Raw genomic sequence first — 25721 nt, 5'->3', positions numbered from 1 at the left:
GGCCGTGGGGGCACGGCACGCGTGGGGCGAGGGCGGCGGCCACAATGGAGGGTGTGAGTAACACCGGCCTGCCGCCCTTGCCCCTGTTCCCCTCGGCCCCCTCGACTCCTTCGACTCCTTCGCCCCCTTCGTCCGGTCGTTCCGACACCGCCGCCCGTCTCCGCGACGCGCTGCTCGGAGCCTCCTTCACCGCCGACGGCCTGCTCGAACTGCTCGGCGCTCCCGCGTACGCGGCGCTGGCCCGCAGCGAGACCGTGCCCGCGTTCCGGGCGACTCGCGGGGACACGCCGCTGGAGACGCTCGTACGGCTGTTCCTGTTGCAGCAGCCCGTGCCCCGCGCGCGCGTGGCGGACGTCCTGCCGGTCGACGCCTGCCTGGAGGACGGGTGGCTGGCGCGCGTCGGAGCGGACGAGCTCACCGCGACCGTGGACGTACGGCCGTACGGCGGGCCCGCGGGCGAGGACTGGTTCATCGTGTCCGACCTGGGGTGCGCGGTCGGCGGCGCCGGCGGCATCGGCAGCCGGGAGGAGGGAGTCGTCCTCGGCGTCGGCGGGGCGTCCATGACCCTGGCCGGGATCACCGTCCGCACGCCCGCCGCCTCCGCGCTCGACCTCGGCACCGGCTCCGGCATCCAGGCGCTGCACGCCACCCGGCACGCCACGCGCGTGACGGCGACGGACGTCAACCCGCGCGCGCTGCACATCACCGCGCTCACCCTGGCCCTCTCCGGGGCCCCGGCCGCCGATCTGCGCGGGGGGTCGCTGTTCGCACCGGTCCGGGAGGACGAGACGTACGACCTGATCGTGTCCAACCCGCCCTTCGTGATCTCGCCGGGCGCGCGGCTCACCTACCGCGACGGCGGGATGGGCGGGGACGATCTGTGCCGCACGCTCGTTCAGGAGGCGGGGGAACGACTGCGTGAAGGCGGGTTCGCGCAGTTCCTCGCCAACTGGCAGCACGTCGAAGGGGAGGACTGGCAGGACAGGCTCAGGTCATGGGTGCCTCGCGGCTGCGACGCCTGGATCGTGCAGCGCGAGGTGCAGGACGTCACTCAGTACGCCGAGCTGTGGCTGCGGGACGCCGGCGACCACCGCGGCGACGCGGCCGACTACCAGGCACGCTACGACGCCTGGCTGGACGAGTTCGAGGCGCGCGACGTGAAGGCCGTCGGCTTCGGCTGGATCACCCTGCGCAAGTCGGGCGCCGCCCTGCCGTCGGTCACGGTGGAGGAGTGGCCGCACCCGGTCGAGCAGCCGCTCGGGGACACGGTGCGGGCCCACTTCGAGCGGCTCGACTACCTCCGTACGCACGACGACGCGGCGCTGCTCGAGGCGAGCTTCCGGTTGGCCGACGAGGTCGTGCAGGAGCAGGTCGGGCTGCCCGGCGCGGAGGACCCGGAGCATGTGGTGCTGCGCCAGAACCGCGGGATGCGCCGGGCCACCAGGGTGGACACGGTCGGCGCGGGCTTCGCGGGCGTGTGCGACGGCACGATGAGCGCGGGCCGCATCCTCGACGCCATCGCCCAGCTCCTCGGCGAGGATCCGGTGCTGCTGCGCGACCGCACGCCCGCCCAGATCCGGCTGCTGGTGGAACAGGGGTTCCTGGAACCGGTGAGGTGACGGGGCGCGGGCGCCCGGCGGCAAGGACGGCGGGTGCGCCGTGGCGCGGCGCGCGCGGTGCGGGGAACGTACCCGGCAGGCACTCGGAAGAGTGTTCGGTTCGCCAACTTTCGAGTCGTTCCGGACACCCTCACCGGGAGCCGGGCCGCACCCGGCCGCCGTCCCACCCGCCCCCGTCGTCCCTGCGTTCACCTTCGGTTCGCCTGCGTGCCGCTCGCGCGTGCCAGCCTCATCCCCGGGCCGGCGTCATCAGCCGGGGGAAGGGGTTCAGGGAACCATGGAGAGCGGACCGGCGATCTTCGCGGGGCTGGTGTTCTGCCTGTTCGGGGGCGGGCTGCTGGCCTGGACCGTGACGCGCGTCCGCCTGCGTCGCCCCGTGGCCCAGGATGTGAACCCCGTCGCATCGGCCGGCGTCGCGAGCCTCGTCTCGTTGATCTCCCTCGTCCTCGGAGCGTGGTGTCTCACCCGCCTCTGAGGACCGCGGGCGAACTGGGGATTCGAGTAATCGAGAGGTCGCGCTCCGCAGGGGAGCGGGCCGGGTCTGGACAGTCCGGGCGGCAGGAACGGTGCAAGTCGGGTTACCGTTCGAGTGGCCGTTGCGGGCTTTTCCCGTTTGACACGGGGGCGGGAGGTACCGTCACACTCCGCAGCGTCACGAGCCGTGAATGCAGACCCGACCCCGGGACGAGAGCCCGGGCAGGCCCCAGTGTCGACCGGAGAGAAGAGCGAAGTTGTCCCCGACCAGCGAGACCGCGAAGGGCGGCCGCCGACTCGTCATCGTCGAGTCGCCTGCCAAGGCGAAGACGATCAAGGGCTATCTCGGCCCTGGCTACATCGTCGAGGCGAGCGTCGGGCATATTCGCGACCTTCCCAGTGGCGCCGCGGAGGTGCCCGAGAAGTACACCGGTGAGGTCCGCCGTCTCGGTGTGGACGTCGAACACGACTTCCAGCCGATCTATGTGGTCAACGCCGACAAAAGGGCCCAGGTCAAGAAGCTCAAGGACCTGTTGAAGGAGTCCGACGAGCTCTTCCTCGCCACCGATGAGGACCGCGAGGGCGAGGCCATCGCCTGGCACCTCCAGGAAGTCCTCAAGCCGAAGATCCCGGTCAAGCGGATGGTCTTCCACGAGATCACCAAGGACGCGATCCGCGAGGCCGTGGCCAACCCGCGCCAGCTCAACCAGAAGCTGGTCGACGCCCAGGAGACCCGCCGCATCCTCGACCGCCTCTACGGCTACGAGGTCTCGCCGGTCCTGTGGAAGAAGGTCATGCCCCGGCTGTCCGCCGGCCGTGTCCAGTCCGTCGCCACCCGGCTCGTGGTCGAGCGGGAACGCGAGCGCATCGCGTTCCGTTCTGCCGAGTACTGGGACCTGACGGGCACCTTCTCCACCGGCCGTGCGGGGGATGCCTCCGATCCGTCGTCGCTGGTCGCCCGCCTCCAGAGCGTCGACGGCAGGCGCGTCGCGCAGGGCCGTGACTTCGACTCCCTGGGACAGCTCAAGAGCGCGAACACCCTCCACCTCGACGAGGCGAACGCCCGCGCCCTGGCCGCCGCCCTGGAGAACACGCGGTTCTCCGTGCGCTCCGTCGAGTCCAAGCCGTACCGCCGCTCGCCGTACGCCCCGTTCCGTACGACGACGCTGCAGCAGGAGGCGAGCCGCAAGCTCGGCTACGGCGCGAAGGCCACCATGCAGATCGCGCAGAAGCTGTACGAGAACGGCTACATCACCTACATGCGTACGGACTCGACGACGCTGAGCGACACGGCGGTCGCCGCCGCCCGCGCCCAGGTCACGCAGCTGTACGGCGCCGACTACCTGCCGCCGCAGCCGCGCACCTACGCGGGGAAGGTGAAGAACGCCCAGGAGGCGCACGAGGCGATCCGGCCCTCGGGCGACCGTTTCCGCACCCCTGCCGAGACCGGCCTGACCGGCGACCAGTTCCGGCTCTACGAGCTGATCTGGAAGCGGACCGTCGCCTCCCAGATGAAGGACGCCACCGGCAACTCCGTCACCGTGAAGATCGGTGGCACCGCGTCCGACGGCCGGGACGTCGAGTTCACCGCGTCCGGCAAGACCATCACCTTCCACGGCTTCCTGAAGGCGTACGTCGAGGGCGCGGACGACCCGAACGCCGAGCTCGACGACCGCGAGCGCCGGCTGCCGCAGGTCGCCGAGGGCGACGCCCTCACCGCCGAGGAGATCTCGGTCGACGGCCACGCCACCAAGCCGCCGGCCCGCTACACCGAGGCGTCGCTGGTCAAGGAGCTGGAGGAGCGGGAGATCGGCCGCCCGTCGACGTACGCGTCGATCATCGGCACGATCCTCGACCGCGGCTATGTGTTCAAGAAGGGCACGGCCCTCGTGCCGTCCTTCCTCTCCTTCGCCGTGGTCAACCTGCTGGAGAAGCACTTCGGCCGGCTCGTCGACTACGACTTCACCGCCAAGATGGAGGACGACCTCGACCGCATCGCGCGCGGTGAGGCGCAGTCCGTGCCGTGGCTGAAGCGGTTCTACTTCGGCGAGGGCACAGGCACAGGCACCGGCAACGGCGGCGCGGCCGAGGCGGGCAACGGCGACGGGGACCACCTCGGCGGCCTCAAGGAGCTGGTGACCGACCTGGGCGCGATCGACGCGCGCGAGGTGTCGTCGTTCCCGGTGGGCAACGGCATCGTGCTGCGGGTCGGGCGCTACGGCCCGTACATCGAGCGCGGTGAGAAGGAAGCGGAGGGCCACCAGCGGGCCGACGTGCCCGAGGACCTGGCGCCCGACGAGCTGAGTGTGGAGTTCGCCGAGGAACTGCTCGCCAAGCCGAGCGGTGACTTCGAGCTGGGCACCGACCCGACGACCGGCCGCCCGATCGTCGCCAAGGACGGCCGCTACGGGCCGTACGTCACGGAGATCCTCCCCGAGGGCACACCGAAGACCGGCAAGAACGCGGTCAAGCCGCGCACGGCCTCCCTCTTCAAGTCGATGTCCCTGGACACGGTGACGCTCGACGACGCGCTGAAGCTGATGTCGCTGCCGCGTGTGGTCGGCGCCGACGCCGAGGGCGTGGAGATCACCGCACAGAACGGCCGCTACGGGCCGTATCTGAAGAAGGGCACCGACTCGCGGTCGCTGCAGTCCGAGGAGCAGCTCTTCACGATCACGCTGGAGGAGGCGCTGGCGATCTACGCCCAGCCCAAGCAGCGTGGCCGGGCCGCGGCCAAGCCGCCGCTGAAGGAGCTGGGTGAGGACCCGGTCAGCGGGAAGCCGGTCGTGGTGAAGGACGGCCGCTTCGGTCCGTACGTCACCGACGGCGAGACCAACGCGACCCTGCGCTCCGATGACAGCGTCGAGACGATCACCCAGGAGCGCGGGTTCGAGCTGCTGGCCGAGAAGCGCGCCAAGGGGCCCGCCAAGAAGACGGCGAAGAAGGCCGTCAAGAAGGCCCCGGCCAAGAAGACGGCCGCCAAGAAGGCTCCGGCGAAGAAGACGGCGGCCGCCAAGAAGACCGCGGCGAAGACCACGACCGCGCAGAAGGCGACGGCGGCCAAGACCGCCGCGAAGAAGGCGACTGCCTCGAACGGCGCTGAGGACTGAGAGGACTGAGGCGCCTTCAGGACCCTGTGCGTCGCGGCGGTCCGTTGTCCGCTCCCAGGTGTGGATCTTCGCCAAGGGTTCGGAATGCGAACGCCCCGGCAACACTTCGGTGTCGGGGCGTGCGCATGTCAGGGCGGAGCGCCGTGGTGTCGGCGCGGGCCGATAGGCTGAACGCATGATGCGAGCCGAACCGCCAGCGGCCCCTCAACCGGCCCCCGACGACGCACTGGTCGCGGACTCCCGCGAGCGCGCCGTCCGCGCCCTGCTGCGCCGTCCGCAGCTGAAGCGGCTGTGGAGCGCGCAGTTCGTGGGTGGTGTCGGTGACATCCTCGCCCTCCTGGTGCTGGTCCTCCTCGCACTCCAGGCGGCGGTCGCCGAAGGTTCGTTCGGCGGCGGCTATCTGGGCGTCGCGTTCGCAGTGGCGACCGTTTTCGGGGTGCGGATTCTCGCGACGCTGCTGTTCGGCGCCGTTCTCCTCGGCCCGCTCACGTCGCTCACCTCACCGGACGGACCGCTGGACCGCCGCTGGACCATGGTCGGTGCGGACGGGCTGCGGGCGGCCCTGCTCATCGTCGCCCCGCTGTGGATCGACTGGACGCCCGACGAGGCCCTGGCCGTCCTCCTCGTCACCGCCTTCGTGACATCGGTCGCCGAGCGGTTCTGGACGGTGTGCCGGGAGAGCGCGGCGCCCGCGCTGCTGCCCGCCCCGCCCCCGGAGGGCGCGACGGTGCGGCCGTTGCCGGACCACATGGACGCGCTGCGCCGCCTGTCGCTGCGTACGGCCTTCGTGGTGGTGCCGGTCGCGGCCCTCGTACTCGTCGTCGCCGGGCTGTTCAACAACCTGCTGGGCACGGGCCTCGACTGGTTCGCCCAGCACCAGGCGGCCCTCGCCTCGTATGTCGCGGCCGGACTGTTCGCCGCGTCGCTGTCGATACTGACCTTCCTCGAGCTGCCCGCCACGCGCACTCCGCGCCCGCGCTCGCCGCTGGAGGGGCTGCGCCGCCCGAAGAGCACCGCCGGTACCGGCCCCGACAAGGGCCGCACCGGTGTGATGCCGCTGCTGGTGCTGGCGTCCGCCCTGGTGGCCGCCGCGGTGTCGGCCGCCGTCGCGGTGTTCGTGCTGCACGCCAAGGACCTGGGCGGCGGGCCCGTGCTGTACGGCCTGCTGGTGGGCGCGCTGACCGGCGGTGTCGTCGTCGGTATACGGACGGCGCCCGCCCTGCTGCCGTCGCTGTCGCGGCGCCGCCTGCTCGCACTGGCGCTCGCCTTCACCGGCGTCGCGCTGCTGGCCGCCGGTCTGGTGCCGGACGTCACCAGCGTGCTGCTGATCGTCGCGCTGGCCGGCGTGGGCGCGGGCATCGCGGCCAACACCGGGCACACGCTGCTCGACCAGGAGACCGAGGACCAGCGGCGGGCCCGTACGACGGAGCACCTGCACGCGGTCGTCCGCGTCTTCGTGGCACTCGGCGCGGTGATCGCCCCGCTGGTGGCCGCGGCCATCGGGCCGCACCGGCTGGAGAGCGGCCGGTTCGTCTTCGCGCACGGTGGTGCCGCGTTCACGCTGATGCTGGTGGGCGCGCTGCTGCTGCCGGTGGCCGCGCTCGTGCTGGCCAAGGTCGACGACCGTTCCGGGGTGCCGCTGCGGCAGGACCTGCGGGACGCGCTGCTCGGCGGCGACGACCCGGCGCCGGTCCCGGCGGGCGCCGGCTTCTTCATCGCCCTGGAGGGCGGCGACGGGGCCGGGAAGTCCACGCAGGCCGAGGCGCTCGCCGAGTGGATCCGGACCAAGGGCCACGAGGTCGTCCTCACGCGCGAGCCGGGGGCGACACCCGTCGGCAAGCGGCTGCGGTCGATCCTGCTGGACGTCTCCAGCGCCGGACTGTCCCACCGCGCGGAGGCCCTGCTGTACGCGGCGGACCGGGCCGAGCACATCGACACGGTCGTACGGCCCGCACTGGAGCGCGGCGCCGTCGTCATCTCCGACCGCTACATCGACTCCTCGGTGGCCTACCAGGGCGCCGGGCGCGACCTGTCCCCGACCGAGATCGCCCGCATCAACCGCTGGGCGACCAACGGCCTCGTGCCGCACCTCACCGTGCTGCTGGACGTGGCGCCGGAGACCGCGCGCGAGAGGTTCACCGAGGCACCGGACCGGCTGGAGTCGGAGCCCGCGGAGTTCCACGCGCGCGTGCGGGCCGGTTTCCTCACCCTGGCCGCGGCCGACCCCGGCCGGTACCTGGTGGTCGACGCCGGTCAGGAGCCGGACGCGGTCGGCACCGTGATCCGGCACCGGCTCGACCAGGTGCTGCCGCTCTCCGAGGCCGAGGTCCGGGCCCGTGAGGAGGCTCGGCGCAAGGCCGAGGAGGAGGCCCGCCGCAAGGCGGAGGAGGAAGCGGCGCGCAAGGCGGAGGAGGAGCGCCTGGAGCGCGAGCGCCAGGAGCTGATGGCGCGGCTGCGTGCCGAGGAGGAGGAGCGCAAGCGGCGCGAGCTGGAGGAGGCGCAGCGGCGCGAGGCCGAACGGCAGGCGGAGGAGGCCCGGCGGCGCGCCGAGGAGGCCGCCCGCCGAGCCGAGGAGGAGCGGCAGCGGCTCCTCGCCGAGGAGAAGGCGCGGGCGGAGGAGGAGGCCCGGCGCAGGGCGGAGCAGGAACGGCTCCGCAAGCAGGCCGAGGAGGAGGCGCGGCTGCGCGCCGAGGCCGAGGCGCTGCGCCTGGAGAAGCAGCGCAAGGCCGAGGACGCGCTGCGGCGGGCCGAGGAGGCCCGACGCCTCGCGGAGCGGGCCGCGGCCGCGGCGGAGACGGGTCCCAAGGGGACGGACGGGGCAGGTTTCTCCAAGGCACCGGGCGCCACGGACGAGACGGCGGTGCTGCCGAGGGTGCCGGGCGAGGGCCGGCGCGACGCAGGGCCTGCCGGGTCGCCGGCGCCGTCGGCCTCGTTCGGGCCCTCCGAGGCCGAGGTGACGACCGAGCTGCCGCAGGTGTCGGTTCCGCCCGGGGCGGCCGACGAGACCGAGGTGCTGCCCGCAGTCGCGCCGGATGACAATGAGGCGAGCACACGCGAGTTGCCCCAGGTCGACCTCGCGAACATGCCGGGCCGAAACAGGCAGCGCCCGGACTGGGCCGAGGAGACCCCGCTGGACGACCTGCCGACGCTGGCGGACGAACTGCTGGGCTCGCGCGACGACGGGCACGGCGAGCACGGTGACGAGGGCGGCCGGGGCCGGGGCCGCCGCCGCTGACATGAGTGGCGGTGCCTCGTGCACGGTGAACGTGACGGGGGCGCGGCGAATGGAAGGACGGCGGGACGGCGGATGGAAGGGCGGCGTGACCCATGACCGTGTGGGACGACCTCGTCGGGCAGCAGCGGGTGAGTGAACAGCTCAACGCCGCCGCCCGGGACGCCGACGCCCTCGTCACCGCCGCGGCGACCGGCGCCCCCGCGCCGACGGCGTCGAAGATGACCCACGCCTGGCTGTTCACGGGCCCGCCCGGCGCCGGACGCCACCAGGCGGCGCGTGCCTTCGCCGCCGCGTTGCAGTGCGTCAGCCCCGACCGTGCCCTCGGCGGAGTTCCGGGCTGCGGATTCTGCGACGGCTGCCACACCGCCCTGATCGGCACCCACGCCGACGTGAGCACGATCACCGCCGTCGGCGCGGTGATCCTGGTGCGCGACATGCGCGACACGGTCCGCAAGTCGTTCACCGCACCGGCGAACGGCCGCTGGCAGGTGATCCTCGTCGAGGACGCCGAGCGGCTGAACGAGAGCTCCGCCAACGCCGTCCTCAAGGCTGTGGAGGAGCCCGCACCCCGCACGGTCTGGCTGCTCTGCGCCCCGTCCGTCGAGGACGTCCTGCCGACGATCCGCTCCCGCTGCCGCCACCTCAACCTGAGCACGCCCTCCGTGGACGCCGTCGCCGACCTGCTCGTACGACGCGAGGGCGTCGAGCCGGACGTGGCGGCGGCCGTCGCCCGCGCCACCCAGGGCCACGTCGACCGGGCCCGCCGCCTGGCCACCGACCCGGCGGCCCGCGAGCGCCGCGCCGCCGTGCTGAAGCTGCCGCTGCGGGTCGACGACGTCGGGAGCGCGCTCAAGGCGGCCCAGGAACTCGTCGACGCCGCCGCCGAGGACGCCAGGCAACTGGCCGAGCAGATGGACACCAAGGAGACCGAGGAGCTGAAGGCGGCACTCGGCGCGGCCCAGGGCGGCCGGCTGCCACGCGGTACGGCGAGCGTGGTCAAGGACCTGGAGGACATGCAGAAGCGCCGCCGAACGCGCACGCAGCGGGACAGCCTCGACGTGGCCCTGACCGACCTCACCAGCTTCTACCGCGACGTCCTCGCCCTCCAGCTCGGCTCCCGCGTCGCCCTCGCCAACACGGATGCCGAGGACGCCCTGGAGCGCCTGGCACGCGGCAGCTCCCCCGAGTCCACGCTCCGCCGCATCGAGTCGATCGCCGCCTGCCGCGACGCCCTCGACCGCAACGTGGCCCCGCTCCTGGCCGTGGAGGCGATGACCATGGCGCTCAGAGCGGGCTGAACCCGCGCGTCCCGTAACTCGTACGAGGCACGGGGTGCACGCAGGGCATCCGAACCGTCGCTCACAGTTACTCTCGCCTCATGCACACAAGGCGCACCCTCCACCGCAGGCCCCGCACCGCAGCCACGCTGCTCGCCGCCGCCGCGCTCCTGGTCTCCGGCTGCTCCTCCGGGAACACGACGAGCGCCACGGGTTCCGCGAAATCGGCGGCGAGGGCGACGGAGGTACTGGCCGCACTGCCCCGTGCCACGCCCGCGGCACTCACTCCGTACTACGAGCAGAGGCCGAGGTGGCGCGACTGCGGGGTGCCCGGCTACCAGTGCGCCACGCTGAAGGCCCCGCTCGACTACGCCGACCCGTCCGCCGGTGACGTCCGCCTCGCCGTGTCCCGGAAGAAGGCCACAGGGCCGGGGGAGCGGCTGGGCTCGCTGCTGATCAACCCCGGTGGGCCGGGCGGCTCGGCGATCGGCTACCTCCAGGCGTACGCCGGTATCGGCTACCCGGCCGAGGTACGCGCACGCTACGACATGGTGGCCGTCGACCCGCGGGGCGTGGCCCGCAGCGAACCCGTCGAGTGCCTGAACGGCCCCGAGATGGACGCGTACACGCAGACGGACGTCACACCGGACGACGCGAAGGAGACCGACGCGCTGGTCGCCGCGTACCGGAGGTTCGCCGAGGGCTGCGGGGCGGACGCGCCGAAGCTGCTGCGCCATGTGTCGACCGTCGAGACGGCCCGGGACATGGACATCGTGCGGGCGGCGCTGGGCGACGAGAAGCTGAACTACGTGGGCGCCTCCTACGGCACCTTCCTCGGGGCGACGTACGCGGGGCTGTTCCCGGACCGGACGGGCCGGCTGGTGCTGGACGGCGCGCTGGACCCCTCGTTGCCGGCGCGACAGCTCAACCTCGAGCAGACGGCGGGCTTCGACACGGCGTTCACGGCCTTCGCGAAGGACTGCGTACGGCAGAGCGACTGTCCCCTCGGCGGCCGGGGCACCGGTGTCGAACAGGTCGGCGAGAACCTGAAGGAGTTCTTCGCCGGACTCGACGCCCGGCCGATCCCCACCAAAGACGCCGCGGGCCGCAGGCTCACCGAGTCGCTGGCCACCACCGGCGTGATCGCGGCCATGTACAACGAGGGTGCCTGGCCGCGGCTGCGCGAGGCGCTGACGGCGGCGATGAGGAAGAACGACGGCGCCGGACTCCTGGCCCTTTCCGACAGCTACTACGAACGCGACGCCAAGGGCGACTACGCCAACCTGATGTTCGCCAACGCCGCCGTGAACTGCCTTGACCTCCCGCCCGCCTTCAACTCCCCGGAGCAGGTACGGGACGCCCTCCCCGACTTCGAGAAGGCCTCCCCGGTCTTCGGCGAGAGCTTCGCCTGGGCCACCCTGAACTGCGAGTACTGGCCGGTCGCCGCCACGGGCAAGCCCCGGCGCATCGAGGCGCAGGGCGCGGCCCCGATCGTCGTCGTCGGCACCACCCGCGATCCCGCGACCCCCTACCGCTGGGCCGAGTCCCTCGCCGGCCAGCTCTCCTCGGCCCGCCTCCTCACCTACGAGGGCGACGGCCACACCGCCTACGGCCGGGGCAGCGACTGCATCGACTCCGCGATCGACACCTACCTCCTCCGCGGCACCCCGCCCGCAAACGGAAAGCGCTGCTCATAGCCGGTGCGCCCACCCCGGAGGCAGGCCCCCCGGCCCGCCTCCGGGGTGGGTACGAAGCACTGTCCGAAACTGTGTAGACTTACCGACGTCGCTGATCGCACCATGGTGCCGACAGCGCACGCCGCCTTAGCTCAGATGGCCAGAGCAACGCACTCGTAATGCGTAGGTCTCGGGTTCGAATCCCGAAGGCGGCTCCACCGGAACCCCCAGGTCAGGTAGTCACTGACCTGGGGGTTCTCTGTTGCTCGGGGCATGGTGGAGTTCCCCTCGGATCAACCCGATGAGCGCCAACAAGTCCTCGCGCGTGCGACCACCGGCCGACGGGGGAGATGACCTGTGGGTTCGGTATCGATCGACTCGTCCGAAAAGGTCACCTTGGACGGCTTGGCCCACGGGGCATCAACTTCGAACGCGACCTGGCTCGGCCGCCTTATGTCGCGACGCCGCCTCACGTGGTGCAGCCCGTTGCTTGCCTTGCGGCCCCCGGCAGGTAGGAGGCCGAGAACCGGTCCGTGCGGTTGGCGCAGGCAGTCATCGCCAAGACCATACCGTGAGTGCCGCATCGTTACCGGCGTGGAGTCACTCTGTGCAACCCATTCTCTTCATCCCTTCCGGCAGATACGACTGGGTAAATCGCTCGAGTTCCTGGGGCTTCGCCTCGCCTGCCCCTCGGGCCATGGACACATCCAGAACGTAGTAGTCCCCCGCTCCGCGCCCTGTGCAGGCGTTCATCGATATGAGCCAGTCATCGGAAGTCACGGTGTCGTCGCCAACCTCGGATTTTCTGGGATTGTCGGAAGATCTGCGATTCTGTTTCGTGAATTCCATGACGTCGAATCTGTTTTGGTCTCGAATTTCGCTGATTATGAGTGCGTCGGCCTTGTCTACAAGGATGAAGCATGCTGACTGGTCTTCTTCGGAAATCCGATGCCGGGCCTCGAAGTTCTGCCCGGAGGGCAGCAAGGGCTGCAGTGCGGACGGATCGATTGCCCTGCCGCAAATCGTTGTGGGAATTTCGTACCCGGTGGAGCTGCACCCAGTAGTTGAAACCAGTAGAGCTGTAAGGCTCGATGTCAGCAGAAGTGATGCACGTAGCGTTCTGATTTTCATCGTGGAGTGATTCATGCCATCCTGTTTGCAGTGTCGTTCCCATTGAAGGCGCTATTTCCGATCGCTGCCTGCCGCAGTAGCTCATCCCCGTCCGCGGACAGTTCGTGATCGGGATTAACGCGAGACCATTCCTCGCCCAGCGCATTCAGGTATTTTATGCGCGAAGCGAAAGTTTCCCTATTGTCTATGGAAAGTTCATCATCGATGCGGCCTTGCTCTTCCAGTTGCCAGGCGTAGGCCGCGGAATCCACTCCTCGCTGCACTGCATCACCGACCACCGGTATGAAATTGGCCGCGCCACCGACCACGTGATAGCCCCACTTCGCCGGCCAAGAAGGGTCCTCCTTGTCGGTATCCAGAGCGTGGTAACGGACGGACTCCATGAACCCGACGGTGTGTCCTGCTCGGATGAGCTCTTCTTTCGGGTCGCCTTTATGTTCCGCATGGATGTCAGCGATAATGGCTTGATTTACGTTCTCCATCAGCGTGCCGTAGGCATACTGGTCACGCGAGACCTGCTTGGACACCTCTAGCAGGTCCTCGTAGTCGAGTGGTCCTTCGTCGGGATCCAACTCACTGGCGGTCTGGTGAACGTCTGCTCCCCAGTTCCCCAGGAGCACTGCCATGTCGTCCCGCAGTTCGGGCGGGAAGTCGTCGCCCTTGGCGGCCAGGCGTCTCAGGGTGCCGTCGAAGACCTGTCGCTGTGCGTCGGTGTGGTCGTACGACGTGACGACGTGTGGCTGGTCCGGGTTCAAGCCGGTGCCCGCTGCCAGCAATGCCTTGCCGAGCGCGTCGCGGGACTGGACCGTGCCGTCGCCCTTGCCGTAGGGGTCGTCCTCGTCGTAGTACTCGCGCTCCGTGAGGAGGTAGTCGGCCGCGTCCTCGCGGTTGAACAGCTCGGTGGCGTAGTCAGGGTTGTGGGAGACGGCCTTGAGGAAGCCGGCCATCGGGTCGCTGCCGGTTGTTCCGTAGTCGCCGTCGGGCCCCTTGGCCGTGTAGTCGAGCTGGGCCCCTCCGAGGGCGGGGTTGCCCCAGATCGAGGCGGGATCGAAGGGTTTCTTCTCCGCCTCGAAGGTGCGCAGGCCCTTGTAGTAGTCGTCCAGGAAGCCCTCGTCGAACTTCCCCTTGACCATGAGGTTGCTCATGATCTGGAAGCCGTACGTCTTCGCCATGATGCCCTCGTGCCCGTACAGCTTGCCGCCGGCGGCGATCAGGTCCTTCTTCCACGCCTCCATCTCCGGTGAGGTGCTGTGGGAGGCGCCGGCGAGAGACATGCTGAGGTTCTTCTGGACGTCACCGAGGAGCTTGGCGCGATCGCCGTCGGGCGTCCTGCCCTGGCCGGGGTCGGCCAGGTCGCGCCAGAACTGGAGCGTGCCGTCCGCGCCCAGGTCGAGGGCGAGGGTCTCGGTGAAGCCGGGGTTGTCCCGCTGGTTCTTCAACGTCTCGTTGAAGCGGGCCAGTTCCTCCTCGCTCCAGTCCTCGACGTTGCCCTTGGCGATCTCCTTGCGCCAGTACTCGGCGTCTGCCCTGCCCTGGTCGTGGTCGGCGTCTTCCAGCCCGGTCGAACCCTGGTCGGTGAAGTCGTACTTGTCCTTGGCGAGCAGACGCAGGGCGCGGGCGGCGATACGGTCGGTCTCGGTCGCCTCCCACAGGATCCTGGTGATCCTGCGCTGCGCGACCTCCAGCTCCTGGTCCGTCGGCCTGGGGATGTCGGCCTTCCCCGCGGCCGCGGGAGAGGGTACCGAGGCGATCACACTCCCGTTGCCGTTGACATGGATGCTGCGCTTCGCCAGTTCGTCGATCGCGGTCCGCAGGTCCTGCTTGTGCTGCGTGAACGCGGCGTGCGCGTCGCTCAGGATGGCGAGCACGCTCTTGGCCTCGGAGGCCGCGTCGTCGAACTGCGCCGCGGTCCTGGTCACGAACTGCCGTGACACCGTGGCGTTGACGCCCACCCAGTCCGCCGCGTTGGCCTTCTTCTGCAGATCCCTCGCGCTGACCTGGCCGTCACCGCCAGTGGCCAGCTTCTCCAGTCGGTCGACCATGGTCCGCCAGTCGTCCACCGAGGTCTTCAGGGTGCCCAGGCGCAGGTCGTTGAGTTCCTGCACGGTCAGCATGTCCGTCGCCATCAGTCTCATGCCTCCGCGGACTTCGGAGCGTAGTAGTCGTTGATCCGCGACACCGTCATCAGGTGACCCGCCGCGTTCCGCATGCCGGTCACGACGTGGTCCTCGTCCTTCGCGTGCTGGGCCCGTGTGAAGTCCAGGTGGTTGGAGATGTGGGCGCACGCCTCCTTCAGGGTGCCCAGCTGGGTGCTCCACGCGTCGTGCAGTTCGGTGAGCGCGGAGCCCGTGTCCAGGCCGTCGTTGAAGAGATCGATGGATGCGGTGAAGGTGCTCGGCCGCGCGACGTCGCCGTCCACCGCCAGCCGTTCGCGCAGGTCGTAGGCCATGTTCCCGAGCTTGCCCAACTGGTCGTCATGCACCACCAGGTCCGGTGACACGCCTCCGCCACCATGGCCCGTGTCGGGAGCGATCCCGTTCAACTGCATCGACGTCGCCTGCTTCTGGGCGACCTCGGCCTTGATCTGCTCCCATTCGTCCCACGCCATGCGGACGAGCCCCCTCCCCGTATGCGACTTCCGCCAGACGGACACCGGCGTCCGTCCAACCAGCATCGAACACTCTTTCATGCGGTAACACGACGTCACTCAGACACCGCCCTTGTGCACGGCGTCTTCACAGTCCATGAGGACGCGCCCCTCCGGGGGCCGGCCTTCAGAGCCGGGAAGTCCCGTTCACGCACCCTCCGGCCCCTGGCCGCTCCTCGGCCTCGGTCACACGGGCGGGCGCCCGCCTCTGTTGCCGACGTTCGCTGGGAAGCCGACTGAGGTCCACGGGTCCGGGACCGTCATCCACCTCGCCTCCGAGGAGGCGCCTATGGGGTGCCCTGGGTCACGGCCGAACTGCGCCGCCAGGGCTGGCTGGTGAACAACAAGCGCGTCGAGCGGATCACGCGGTAGCACGGCATCGCCGGGCACAGCCGGCGCACCGGGCGGCGCAGTCTGACCCGGCAGGACTCCAAGGCCGCACCGGCACCGGACCTGATCGGGCGCGGCTTCCACGCGGACTCAGCGAGCCGGGGTGTGGCGGGACGGTAGCGTGGTGTGACACAAGGCACTGCGGGCAAGTGGGGCGGGCGGGTTCATGCGGATGCGGTTCGAGGCCGAGGCGGAGGAGGAGTTCGAGGCGGCGTGCGCGTTGCTGGTCGACCGGCTGGTCCGGTGGGCCGGGGAGCAGGGCCTGCCGGTGGACGCCTTCCTGGCCGAGGCGACGCTGGAGTACCGGCACCGGGCGACCGTCGACGGCCGACTCGGGTGGTGGGAGCCGCGGCACGTGGAGGAACTGCTCCTCTCCTGGCTTCCCCAGCAGGTCACCGAACTCCCCGGGGAGGAACGCGGCGACGCCCCGGGCACATTGCGCACGTTGCTGCGCTGTCTGCACGCCATGCAGTTGGCGGACCCGCGCGGTCCCGTACTCGAGGACTCCCTCGCCGCGGTCGACGCGGCCGCGGAACGGTACCCGGTGGCGATGGCGGACCGCGCCCGCTGGGGCCTGGCGAAGTACTGGATGACGACAGCCGCCGAGCAGGGCGTGGACATCCGGGACGGGGCGGCGTTGCAGCGTTTCGCGGACCGGGCGCAGCGCGGGGAGGTCGTCTACGATCAGCGGACCCTCGACGCGATCATGGAACGGCGGCTGACCGGCCGCGCGCTGTCCGGTTCGGCCCGGGCCGCACCGCAGCTGCCCGTGACGCTCCCCATGGACGACGAGTTGCGGCGACGGGCCGAGGCGTCGGCGATCGTGTCGCAGTTGCGCGGGCTGGCTGAGTGGGCGGGGCAGGGCGGCCGGGCGGTGACGGGCACGGGACGGCTGCGGATGGCGGACGCCCGCGAGCTGGTGGATGCACTGAGCACCGGCGACAAGACCGAGGGCGTGCGTTCGTCGGCCGACCTGCCACGGCTGGGGCTGCTGGTGGAGTGGGCGAAGAAGGCGCGGCTGGTCCGGGTGGCCAAGGGACGGTTGTACGCGGTGGCCAGGGCCCGGCCGGTGCTGGCCGACCCGCTTCAGCTGTGGTTGCGCGCCTTCGACGCGTGCTTCGAGCTGCGGCGGGCCCTGATCGGGCCGCGCAGCGGCTGGCACGTCGAGTCGATGCTGTTCGACGCCTACGAGGACGTGCTGGAAGATGTGCTGAACACGCTCTACAGCCTGCCGTACCCGATGCCCTGGCCACGGCTGCGCGACTCCGTGCACCTGGCCTACCGGGCCCGCTTCCAGCTGGACGGCGGGTCGGACCTCCGGCACCGGATGTGGTTCGAGCACGCCGACCGGGACCTGCGTACGGTGCTCGACGTGCTGGACGACCTGGGGGCGATCGAGCGTGACCAGGGGATGGCCGATCCGGTGTTCCTGGACGTCGATCTCCCCGATGCCGGACCCGAACTGCCCGCGGACACGCCACCGGAGCTTGCGGAGCTGCTGGGGGTCGCGGGGGCGGCAGCGGACCCGGCGGCGCAGGAGCGTGCCGATGCCCGGCGTGAAGAGCTGACGGCGGGGCCGGTGGAGCTCATCCGTCTCACCGGACTGGGCACCCGGGCCGTACGGCAGCGGCTGTTGGCGGTCGGCCGGGACGCGCCGTTGGTCGGTGAGCTGGTTCAGGCGCCGGCGGCCGGTCTGCTGGGGGCACTGGCCGAGGACTACGACCTGGACACCGCCCGTGTGGAGCTGGCCGGCTGGCTTTCGGCCCGCGGGGAGCGGGAGGCCGCTCTGCGGCAACTGACGGACGCTGTAGGGGCCATGGCCTTCCGCACCCGTGCGCAGGCGATGCTCGACGTGCTGCAGGTGGCGTTGCCGGACGGTGAGGGCGAGCGGCTGCTACGACGGCTGCGTGGTGACAGCCGGTTGGCGCCGCCGGCGCTGAACGCGCTGGCGCAGCGTGAACTGCTGTCTCCCGAGGACATGACCGATGCCGAGCACCTGCTGGTGCTCGCCGAGAGCCTGCTTCAGCTCGTGGAGCTGGCGGGCGGCCGGGACGGCGCCGAGGAGGCGCTGCGCGCCCAGGGCCCCGAGGTCAGGGAGGCGGTCGCCGCCGCGCTGGACTCCGCGCACCCGGACCGGGCCGGACTCGACGAGCTCAGGCAGCTGGCGGCCCGGGCGCTGCGCGCTCCCGCCGCCCGTATCGGCCGCTCCCGCAAGCGCGGGCGCCCCGCCGGCAAGAACACCCGCAAGCGACGCCGCTGACCGGAGCGACACCGTCCGTCCTGCGAACACCAGGTGAGAGGAGTGGGCTCCGGCCCTGTGTATGGTCCGATCCGCCTGGACGAGGGTGGTGGGGTGGCTGGTTCACGGGACAGCCTGCGGGCAACGGGTTTATGGGCGAGCACTCATCGGTCGGCGCTGCCCGGTGGGACGACCCACTCGGTGGGTTGGCTGGTGAGGGAAGCGATCATGTCGAAATCGCTGTCGTAGTGGAGAACCGTCAATCGGTTCAGCTCCGCTGTGGCGGCGATGAGAAGGTCGGGGAGCGACAGCGCGCGATGGAAACCCGCGTTGAGCGCGTGACGCTGCACCTCCAACGCGCGGATGAAGGCGTCGTCCGTGCTGTGAAGGTAGTCGAAGGCGCGGAGCCACGTGCTGATCCGGGTGGCCTCTGATCTGTCCCGGGCCGAGTGGATCATCTCGTACTCGGTGGGCTGGCAGACGGCAAGCAGGTAGCGCTCGTGGAGCGGCTTGAGTACCTTCCTGACGCCGGGTTTCGTCCAGCGAGCGAGAGCGGACTTGTCGATCAGATAGCGATCTTGCATCAGGCGGCCCGGCCGCCTTCGCGCTTGAGGGTCCCATCAGCGTTGCGGGGGCCTGTGCTCTCGACGATCTCGCTGAAGTCGAACTCGCCGGCGTCCATGGCGTCGAAGCCCTCTTGCCGCAGATGGCGCTTGACGGCGTCCTCCATGGCGAGCCGCACGGCTTGGGCCTTCGTTTTGGTGCCGAAGATGCGCATGGCTTCGGCCACCATGGCTTCGTCGAGATCGATGACTGTCCTGGCCATGTTGCCTCCTCGAATGCTCGGACAGCTCAAACGATATCGCTTTTCGCGGTGAATCGATATCGCTTAGCGGAGTGTGGGGCGATGACATCCTCGTCCCGCACGTCACGTCGATCCGCGGCGTCCCCCGCTCCTCGTCAGCGGGCAGGGGTTCCGTCGGAGCCGGCGGGAATCATCCGGGCTTTGTTGAGAAAACGCGTACGGGAAGACGTATTCGACAAGTCCTTGCCGTGAACGGCTAGCATCGCGCGTCAGTCGTCGGCCGTGGGTGTTCAAGGAGGTGGGGGGCATCGAGGCTCTGAGGATCGCTGTCGCCGTGGTGACCATGGGGAACCGGCCCGCGGAGGTGGACGCGCTGCTGGAGTCGGTGGCGAAGCAGGACGTGGCGCCCGCGCGGATCGTGATCGTGGGCAACGGGTGCCCGCTGCCCGAGTTCGCCCGGCGGTTGTCGCTGCCGGGTGAGGTGACCACCGTCGAGCTGGAGGAGAACCTCGGCTGCCCGGGCGGGCGGAACGCCGCGATCGCGCGACTGCGGGAGTTCGGGGACGTGGACGTCGTCGTCGAGCTGGACGACGACGGACTGCTCGTCGACGCCGATGTGCTGCGCCGGGTGAGGGAGTTGTACGCCGGGGACGAGCGGCTCGGGATCGTCGGGTTCCGGATCGCCGACGAGTCGGGGGAGACGCAGCAGCGGCATGTGCCCCGGGTCGGAAAGTCGGACCCCATGAAGGGCGGGTACGTCACCGGGTTCCTCGGGGGCGGGCACGGGCTGCGGATGGCGATGCTCGACGAGACCGGTGACTGGCCCGCCGCGTTCTTCTTCGCGCACGAGGAGACCGACCTGGCCTGGCGCGCGGCCGACGCGGGCTGGCGGATCCTGTACGCGCCGGAGCTGTTGCTCCAGCACCCGAAGACCTCACCCGCCCGGCACGCCATCTACTACCGGGTGAACGCCCGGAACCGGGTGTGGCTCGTCCGTCGGCGGCTGCCCCTCCCGCTCATTCCCGTCCATCTCGGGGTGTGGGTGCTGCTCACCCTGCTCAGGAACCGGTCGGTCGCCGGGCTGCGGGCGTGGTTCGGCGGGTTCGCCGAGGGCCTGCGGAAGTCGGCCGGTGAGCGGCGCGCCATGCGCTGGCGGACGGTGTGGCGGCTGACGCGCCTGGGGCGGCCGCCGGTCATCTGAGCGGTGGGGCGCAGCCCGTCGTGCGCCCGGGCGCCCTCACTTCCCACCTTCCCCGAGGCCTCACTTGGCGTCCGCGTAGCACTCCACCACCGCCGTCGTGAACGGGAACCGCACCGGTGTCCGCCCGAACGTCAGCCGGCCCGCCAGGGTGGCGGCGTCCCGGATCGCCGCCACCACCGTCTGCGCCTCCTGCTCGGGGCAGTGCACGATCACCTCGTCGTGCTGGAAGAAGACCAGTTCGGCGGCCATGTCCGTCAAGGTCTGCCGCAGTGCGGCGAGCAGCAGCAGGGTCCAGTCGGCGGCGCTGCCCTGGACGACGAAGTTGCGGGTGAAGCGGCCCCGCGCGCGGGCGTCGGTCGAGGCGTAACCCGGCACCCACTGCCGGGTGGCGTCGGGGTCCTCCTCCGTGGCCGGGGCGCCCGCCGCGACCGGGATGCCCGCCTCCTCCACCGCGTCGTCCGTCGCACGGGCCGCGGGCGGGCAGGTGCGGCCCAGCCAGGTCCGTACGAGCCTGCCCTCCTCGCCCGCGCGGGCGGCCTCGTCGACGTAGGCCACCGCCTTGGGGAAGCGGCGCCGGAGGGCGGCGAGGTTCTTCAGGCCGTCGCCGGAGGTCTGGCCGTAGACCGCGCCGAGGACGGCGAGCTTCGCCTGCGCGCGGTCGCCGGAGAAGACGCGGTCGGACACCGACTGGTAGAGGTCGGTCTCCCGGCCGGCCACCTCCATCAGCCCGGGATCGCGGGAGATCGCCGCCAGGACCCGTGGCTCCATCTGGGCGGCGTCGGCGACGACCAGCCGCCAGCCCGGGTCGGCGACCACCGCGCGGCGGATCACCTTGGGGATCTGCAGCGCGCCCCCGCCGTTGGTCACCCAACGGCCCGTCACCGTCCCGCCTGCCAGGAACTCGGGGCGGAAGCGGCCGTCGCGCACCCAGTCCTGGAGCCAGGACCAGCCGTGGGCGACCCGGATGCGGTACAGCTTCTTGTACTCGATCAGCGGCTCGACCGCCGGATGGTCGATCGACTCGAGCTCCCACCGGCGGGTCGAGGAGACCTTGATCCCGGCCTGCGCGAACGCCTTGACGACGTCGGCGGGCAGGTCGGGCCGCACCCGGCGGCCGAAGGCGGCGGACACCTCGTCGGCGAGTTCGACGAGTCTGCGCGGTTCGCCGCCGCCCGCGTACCGCTCGCCGAGGAGGTCGTGCAGGACCGCGCGGTGCACGTCCGCCCGCCAGGGCACCCCCGCGCGGTTCATCTCGGCGGCGACGAGCATCCCCGCCGACTCGGCGGCCACGAGCAGCCGCATCCTGTCCGGATGCGCGGTCGCCCCGATCCGGCGCTGCTGCTCGGCGTAGACCGCGACGAGGTCCTCCAGCGGTACGTGCGCGTCCCGGGGTTCGAAGAGGGACGGCTGCGCGCCCGGCTCGGCCGAGCGCTGCGGCGGATCGGGCGGTACGGGGCCGCCGCGCAACCGGGCCAGGGCGGCCGCGGCCGAACGGGGCTCCCCGTACCGCCCCTCGTGGCCGAGCAGGAGCGTCTCGGCGGTCTCGACGTCGTGGCACCGCGCCACTCGCACCCCCGCGGCGAGCAGGCGCGGATGGACCTCGGCGGTGGACCGCCACACCCACCGCGTGACGCCGGGACGGCTCCGCACGGCCTCGGCGGGATCCGCCTCCCGCCGCACCGGAGCGGCGGGCAGCCCGTCCGGGCCGAGGGGGGCGACGTCCACGCCCCCGTCCTCGGCCGGAGCGAGTGCCCACCGGTCGGCCATGCTGCGAGTGTGGCAGAGGGGTCTGACAACGGTCTGGCGACGCCCCTGTGCCCGGATGCCCTTCGGATGCCCGGGTCAGCCCTGGTCGGGCTCGGGCTTCGTGGGCCGGCCGTCCGCCGCCTCCGGTTCCCGGGTCTCCAGGAACTGCGCCAGCATCTCGGTGACGTACCGCTCGGTGGTGGTCTTGTCGATGCCGAGGCCGCTGAGGACGCCCTCGCCGTTCTCGTGCTCCAGCAGGGCGAGCAGGAGGTGTTCGGTGCCGACGTAGTTGTGGCCGAGGCGGAGGGCCTCGCGGAAGGTGAGTTCCAGGACCTTCTTGGCCGCCGCGCCGTACGGCACCAGCTCGGGGGCCTCTTCGACGGGCGGCGGGAGCAGCGCGGCCGCGGCCTCGCGGACCGCCTCCAGGGTGACGCCCTGCTCGGTGATCGCCTTCGCGGCCAGGCTGCCCGGCTCGGCCAGCAGGCCGAGGACCAGGTGCTCGGGCAGGCCCTCGGCGTTGCGCGCGGCCTTGGCCTCGTTGTGCGAGGCCATCACCACGTTGCGGGCGCGGGGCGTGTAGCGGTGGAAGCCCTCGTTCGGGTCGAGCGGGGCCGAGTCCTTCGTCACGAAACGCTTCTGGGCCGCCTGCCGGGTGACGCCCATGCTCTTGCCGATGTCCGTCCAGGAGGCGCCCGAGCGCCGGGCCTGGTCCACGAAGTGGCCGATCAGGTGGTCCGCCACGTCGCCGAGGTGCTCTCCCGCGAGCACCGCGTCCTGAAGCTGCCGGAGGGGCTCCTCGTGGACCTTCTTGATGGCCGCGATGAGGTCGTCGAGGCGTACGGATGACTTGATGCCGGGGTTCGTCGTCATGTGTCAACCGTAGGTTGACAGTAGGGGGGTGTCAACCGCGAGTTGACAAGCGGGTGCGTCAGGTCGTGGGTTCGGCGGGGAGAGGGGGGCATGGCACGATCGGCCCGTGAGCACGTCCAGCACCGTCGACCGCGCCTTCCGGGCCGCCCTGTACGCCACCACCGACGACGCCCTCGACACCGGCGCGTCCCTGCTCGCCTCCGATCCGGCGGCGGACGCCGAACTCGCGCGGCGGGGCGAGGAGTTCGTGGCGACGGCCTGGCGGCGCGGCTGGCAGCCCGCCGACGTCGTACGGATCGTCCGGCGAGAACTGGACGACGTACACGTACGGCTGGTCTCGGAGCTGATCCGCGCGCAGGCGCCGCACGACCGGCCCCGCGGCCCCCGCTGGCACGCCCAGCTCGGCGATCTCGGCGGTCGTCTCGGCGACCGCGGCGACCGGGAGGCCGCTGCCGCGCGGCGCGCCGACCGCTTCTCGCACGCCACCGCCGTACTGGAGCTGTACCGGCTGCTGCTGCGCCTGCCCGCCCTCGAACCCCTCGACGAGCCCGACGGGGACGCGGCGGGGAGCGAAAGAGCCGGGGGTGCGGGCTCGCCCGCGCGGGAACGGCACCCGGAGTCCCGCATGCTGGGCCGCATCCGCGCGCTGCTGGCCAAGGCGGAGGCGACCGGGTTCCCGGAGGAGGCGGAGGCCCTCACCGCCAAGGCGCAGGAGCTGATGGCACGGCACAGTGTCGACGAGGCGCTGCTCGCGGTGCGGGCCCCTTCGGCGACGGCTCCGGGCGCGTGCCGGATAGGGGTGGAGCCGCCGTACGAGCAGACCAAGGCCGTGCTGCTGGACGCGATCGCCACCGCGAACCACTGCCGGGCCGTGTGGAACGAGGCCCTCGGCTTCTCCACCGTGGTCGGCTTCGCCTCCGACCTGGAGGCGGTCGAACTCCTCCACACCTCAATGCTGGTGCAGGCCGGTACGGCCATGGCGAAGGCGGAGGCGGCTCAGCGGGCCGGGGGACGCAAGCGGACCAAAACCTTCCGGCAGTCCTTCCTCGCGGCGTACGTCCACCGTGTGGGCGCACGTCTCGCGGCTGCCGCCGAGAGCCAGTTGACGGACGACTCGCTCCCGGTGCTCGCCTCCCGCGACGTCGCGGTCACCGAGCGGCTGGACCGCCTGTTCCCGGAGACGACGACCACCCGGCTGCGCGGGGTGAGCGACGCGGCGGGGTGGGAGGAGGGCGCGCGGGCGGCGGACGCCGCCCAGGTCGAAGCGCGCGGACGGCTTCCCGGACGGCGTCCCTGAACCGGTGCCCGATCGGTCACCGCCCGCTCAGTCCCCCGACCGCTGGAAGGCGCTCACGGTCGCGTCGGCCGCGCCCGTCCCCGTTGCCGTGCCCTCGCCCTGGTTCGCCACCGGGCCGTACGACCAGCGGAATTCGCGGGTGGCGGAGTCGCCGGGGAGGCCGATCTCCAGGGTCTTCGCGTCCAGGCTCCGGCCGGCGCCCTCCGGTCCGCGCACGTAGGTGATCGTGAAGGAGGCGGACCCGCCCTCGGTCAGGGTCAGCTTCTGGGCCGTGGCACCGTCCGTCGGTGCCAGCGCGACGGGCTCGCCCCCTGCCGCCACCAGGCTCGCCGCGGGGAAGCCGTCCAGGATGCAGGAGGGGCCCTGGTTGACGAGGTTCACGGGGACCTCGCCGGTGTCACCGGCGGCCGGGGCCTCGCTCGCGGGGCCGACTTCCATGCTCACCGTCGCGGTCGAACAGGCCCCGCTCTCCTGCTTCGCGTCGTCCTTCGCCCCGTCACCACCGCCCTCGCCGCCGCAGGCGGTCAGCAGGAGGAGGGCGGTGACGGCGATGACGGTGGTCTGCATGGCGCGCATGAGGATTCCCCTGGGGTCGTGGAGCAGCCCCCAGATCATCACACCCCGGGAGGCCCTCTCGGCGCATCCGGAGGGCGGGGTCCCGCACGGCGGGTCCTATGCCGGCCCCGCGGTCGGCAGCCCCGCCGGCAGTCGGCCGCCCTCGGCCTTGGTGAACGTCTCGGTGCCGAGGGAGCTCTCCCAGGTGACCTTCAGGGTGGACCCGCTCACGGAGTCGACCGTGCCGCTGGCCCGGTCCGCCTTGCCGTCCGGGCACTTCAGACTGATCGTCGAGGCCCCGGCGCCCTCCCGCGCGGTGCCACTGCACACGGTGCCGCCCGTGGCGAAAAGGGCCGCCTGGTCGCCGGTGAACACCAGGGCCACGGCCTTGCCCCCGGCCGTGGTGAACCAGCTGCCCTCCAGCGTGCCCGCGGGGGCGCCGGTCGCGTCCGAGCCGCCGGACCCGGACCCGGTGCCGCCGCCGGACCCGGGGGCGGTCGTGGTGGACGGTGTGGCGCCGGTCGCGGAGTCGTCGCGGGAGTCGCCGTCACCGCCGCACCCGGCGAGCACCAGCGCGCCGGCCAGCCCCATGGCCGCGTACGCGATCCGCATGCGCCGGCCCGCCGCGGTGCACGCCCCCGCGATCCCCTGATCCACCGATGTCACCGCAAGCCCCCTAGATGTCACCGCAAGCCCCCTAGCCGTAGTCGGCAGCTGCAGTCGGCCCCGTCGGCCGGAACGGCCGGAGCCAGCTAACAGGACGTACCCGGCACCCCACCAGCCCCGGTGACACCGCGCACCGAAAAAAGAGACCGCTTGCAGGACCAAGTGGAGAACCGAAGGACACACGAAGGCACACGAGGGAACAGGAGAGCCCCCGTGTGCGTCTCACTTCCAGGCGGGGGTTCGGCGGACCCGGCGGCAATGCTGTAACCGCAGGAGCACCCCACGTGCACGTGCATCTGCCCATGCATTTGCACATGAACAAAGCTATGATCCGGATCAGTTGACCACTGCATCAATGGCCACACCAGCCAGTGCACACCGGGGAGCGACCTGTGGACCACGACGTGTACGACGGCGACGTGTACGAGGGGGACGTGTACGACGGCGCCGGCGCGTCCCGCGTGTACAACGGCATGGCGGCCACCGGGCTGGACGGCGTGGCCTGGCAGAAGAGCCGGCACAGCAACTCGCAGGGATCCTGCGTGGAGTTCGCCCGGCTGCCCGGGGGCGAGGTGGCGGTGCGCAACTCCCGCTTTCCCGAGGGGCCCGCGCTCGTCTACACCCGCGCGGAGATCGAGGCGATGCTGCTCGGCGTCAAGGACGGCGAGTTCGACCATCTCGTCGTCGGCTGACCCGGTGGCCTCCCGCACCCCGGTTCCGGGGCGGTGACGCGCGTAGAGAGAACGCGGTGCCCGCGCGCGGCACCGTGCCGCGTCACGTCGT

Annotated in this window: 19 protein-coding genes, 1 tRNA gene and 1 pseudogene; 12 read left to right on the top strand and 9 right to left on the bottom strand. The window is 71.4% G+C overall.

Translation table 11 applies throughout. The annotated features are described in order from the left end of the window. Window positions 1-44: 44 nt before the first annotated feature. The 7 genes from AC6F7H_RS11600 (at window position 45) to AC6F7H_RS11570 (ending at window position 11609) form a co-directional block, all read left to right on the top strand. Window positions 45-1619 carry a DUF7059 domain-containing protein gene (locus AC6F7H_RS11600; RefSeq protein ID WP_500756898.1) on the top strand — a complete coding sequence of 525 codons (1575 nt, stop codon included), beginning with the start codon at window positions 45-47 and terminating at the stop codon, window positions 1617-1619. Window positions 1620-1896: 277 nt separating this feature from the next. Beyond that, the gene (locus tag AC6F7H_RS11595; RefSeq protein ID WP_500756897.1) at window positions 1897-2094 is read left to right on the top strand and encodes a hypothetical protein; all 198 of its coding nucleotides are present in this window, start codon (window positions 1897-1899) and stop codon (window positions 2092-2094) included. A 256-nt stretch (window positions 2095-2350) separates the two neighbouring features. Beyond that, window positions 2351-5203 (top strand): type I DNA topoisomerase, encoded by a 2853-nt coding sequence (topA, locus tag AC6F7H_RS11590; RefSeq protein ID WP_500756896.1) that lies wholly within the window; start codon window positions 2351-2353, stop codon window positions 5201-5203. 175 nt (window positions 5204-5378) lie between these two features. Continuing rightward, on the top strand, window positions 5379-8438 hold the full coding sequence (gene tmk / locus AC6F7H_RS11585; protein WP_500756895.1) for a dTMP kinase: 3060 nt from the start codon (window positions 5379-5381) through the stop codon (window positions 8436-8438). 92 nt (window positions 8439-8530) lie between these two features. Further along, window positions 8531-9736 (top strand): DNA polymerase III subunit delta', encoded by a 1206-nt coding sequence (locus AC6F7H_RS11580; RefSeq protein WP_500756894.1) that lies wholly within the window; start codon window positions 8531-8533, stop codon window positions 9734-9736. Window positions 9737-9816: 80 nt separating this feature from the next. Continuing rightward, window positions 9817-11412, top strand: a complete 1596-nt coding sequence (locus tag AC6F7H_RS11575; protein ID WP_500756893.1) for an alpha/beta hydrolase — start codon at window positions 9817-9819, stop codon at window positions 11410-11412. A 120-nt stretch (window positions 11413-11532) separates the two neighbouring features. After that, a tRNA-Thr gene (locus AC6F7H_RS11570) sits at window positions 11533-11609 on the top strand. Window positions 11610-11991: 382 nt separating this feature from the next. On the opposite strand, the gene AC6F7H_RS11565 is transcribed toward AC6F7H_RS11570, so the two are convergent. Genes AC6F7H_RS11565 through AC6F7H_RS11555 form a run of 3 tightly spaced genes read right to left on the bottom strand, consistent with a single transcriptional unit; the run spans window position 11992 to window position 15130 of the window. After that, complete coding sequence (locus tag AC6F7H_RS11565) at window positions 11992-12537, bottom strand: hypothetical protein (RefSeq protein ID WP_500756892.1); 546 nt, start codon at window positions 12535-12537, stop codon at window positions 11992-11994. Beyond that, the gene (locus tag AC6F7H_RS11560; RefSeq protein WP_500756891.1) at window positions 12534-14648 is read right to left on the bottom strand and encodes a hypothetical protein; all 2115 of its coding nucleotides are present in this window, start codon (window positions 14646-14648) and stop codon (window positions 12534-12536) included. The genes AC6F7H_RS11565 and AC6F7H_RS11560 overlap by 4 nt, the downstream gene beginning before the upstream one ends. A gap of 5 nt (window positions 14649-14653) precedes the next feature. After that, window positions 14654-15130, bottom strand: a complete 477-nt coding sequence (locus AC6F7H_RS11555) for a hypothetical protein (RefSeq protein ID WP_500756890.1) — start codon at window positions 15128-15130, stop codon at window positions 14654-14656. A 330-nt stretch (window positions 15131-15460) separates the two neighbouring features. Between AC6F7H_RS11555 and AC6F7H_RS11550 the strand changes: the two are divergent. Together AC6F7H_RS11550 and AC6F7H_RS11545 are read left to right on the top strand one after the other, a co-directional pair. Further along, window positions 15461-15541: pseudogene (locus AC6F7H_RS11550) on the top strand (hypothetical protein); the annotation flags it as partial. A 184-nt stretch (window positions 15542-15725) separates the two neighbouring features. Then, window positions 15726-17819: a hypothetical protein gene (locus tag AC6F7H_RS11545; protein WP_500756889.1), complete on the top strand. Its 2094-nt coding sequence runs from the start codon at window positions 15726-15728 to the stop codon at window positions 17817-17819. Between the two features lie 143 nt (window positions 17820-17962). On the opposite strand, the gene AC6F7H_RS11540 is transcribed toward AC6F7H_RS11545, so the two are convergent. Together AC6F7H_RS11540 and AC6F7H_RS11535 are read right to left on the bottom strand one after the other, a co-directional pair. Continuing rightward, window positions 17963-18382 (bottom strand): PIN domain nuclease, encoded by a 420-nt coding sequence (locus AC6F7H_RS11540; protein WP_500756888.1) that lies wholly within the window; start codon window positions 18380-18382, stop codon window positions 17963-17965. Further along, window positions 18382-18624: a type II toxin-antitoxin system VapB family antitoxin gene (locus tag AC6F7H_RS11535; RefSeq protein ID WP_500756887.1), complete on the bottom strand. Its 243-nt coding sequence runs from the start codon at window positions 18622-18624 to the stop codon at window positions 18382-18384. The genes AC6F7H_RS11540 and AC6F7H_RS11535 overlap by 1 nt, the downstream gene beginning before the upstream one ends. 286 nt (window positions 18625-18910) lie before the next feature. On the opposite strand from AC6F7H_RS11535, the gene AC6F7H_RS11530 reads away from it, so the two are divergent. Next, window positions 18911-19804 carry a glycosyltransferase family 2 protein gene (locus AC6F7H_RS11530; RefSeq protein WP_500761763.1) on the top strand — a complete coding sequence of 298 codons (894 nt, stop codon included), beginning with the start codon at window positions 18911-18913 and terminating at the stop codon, window positions 19802-19804. A gap of 60 nt (window positions 19805-19864) precedes the next feature. On the opposite strand, the gene AC6F7H_RS11525 is transcribed toward AC6F7H_RS11530, so the two are convergent. Beyond that, window positions 19865-21571 (bottom strand): bifunctional 3'-5' exonuclease/DNA polymerase, encoded by a 1707-nt coding sequence (locus AC6F7H_RS11525; protein WP_500756886.1) that lies wholly within the window; start codon window positions 21569-21571, stop codon window positions 19865-19867. 75 nt (window positions 21572-21646) lie between these two features. After that, on the bottom strand, window positions 21647-22420 hold the full coding sequence (locus tag AC6F7H_RS11520) for a Clp protease N-terminal domain-containing protein (RefSeq protein WP_500756885.1): 774 nt from the start codon (window positions 22418-22420) through the stop codon (window positions 21647-21649). A 106-nt stretch (window positions 22421-22526) separates the two neighbouring features. Between AC6F7H_RS11520 and AC6F7H_RS11515 the strand changes: the two genes are divergently transcribed. Continuing rightward, window positions 22527-23717, top strand: coding sequence for a DUF2786 domain-containing protein (locus AC6F7H_RS11515; RefSeq protein WP_500756884.1), 1191 nt, complete (start codon window positions 22527-22529; stop codon window positions 23715-23717). 27 nt (window positions 23718-23744) lie between these two features. Here AC6F7H_RS11515 and AC6F7H_RS11510 read toward each other — a convergent pair whose 3' ends face one another. Together AC6F7H_RS11510 and AC6F7H_RS11505 are read right to left on the bottom strand one after the other, a co-directional pair. Next, a complete protein-coding gene (locus AC6F7H_RS11510) occupies window positions 23745-24293 on the bottom strand; it encodes a DUF4232 domain-containing protein (RefSeq protein ID WP_500756883.1) in 549 nt (182 codons plus the stop codon). Between the two features lie 96 nt (window positions 24294-24389). Beyond that, a complete protein-coding gene (locus tag AC6F7H_RS11505) occupies window positions 24390-24884 on the bottom strand; it encodes a hypothetical protein (protein WP_500761761.1) in 495 nt (164 codons plus the stop codon). 446 nt (window positions 24885-25330) lie between these two features. On the opposite strand from AC6F7H_RS11505, the gene AC6F7H_RS11500 reads away from it, so the two are divergent. Continuing rightward, window positions 25331-25630: a DUF397 domain-containing protein gene (locus AC6F7H_RS11500; RefSeq protein ID WP_500756882.1), complete on the top strand. Its 300-nt coding sequence runs from the start codon at window positions 25331-25333 to the stop codon at window positions 25628-25630. Window positions 25631-25721 lie beyond the last annotated feature (91 nt).

Source organism: Streptomyces sp. MMS24-W38, assembly GCF_059889265.1.
The sequence above is the reverse complement of the archived record's forward strand: the minus strand, read 5'-3'. Positions and strand labels throughout refer to the sequence as shown.